A 251-nucleotide genomic window follows, 5' to 3' on the forward strand; every position below is an offset into this window, starting at 1 on the left:
CTGCCGATAGCCTTAAGCGTTTCGTTTTCATAAGATTGCGGGTTGATGCTGATTCTGTCAATCTTATACTTATTTAAAACGGCAAGCTTTTCCTCCGTAATCGTGTCGGGACGGCCCGCTTCAACGGTAATCTCCCTGATATTCGCGACATCCGGGAAAGAGCGGACCATTTCTTCATATAAAAGATCCATTTCTTCAGCGGTAATGCTTGTCGGCGTGCCGCCGCCGAAATAAATGGTCGTCACTTTGAT

General features: G+C 46.6%; 1 protein-coding gene. It reads right to left on the reverse strand.

The genetic code is table 11. The annotated features are described in order from the left end of the window. A partial coding sequence (locus SB658_RS26060; protein ID WP_410603380.1) for a radical SAM protein occupies window positions 1–251 on the reverse strand: 251 nt, incomplete at both ends.

The organism is Bacillus sp. SIMBA_008 (assembly GCF_046535495.1).
Lineage (GTDB): Bacteria > Bacillota > Bacilli > Bacillales > Bacillaceae > Bacillus > Bacillus subtilis.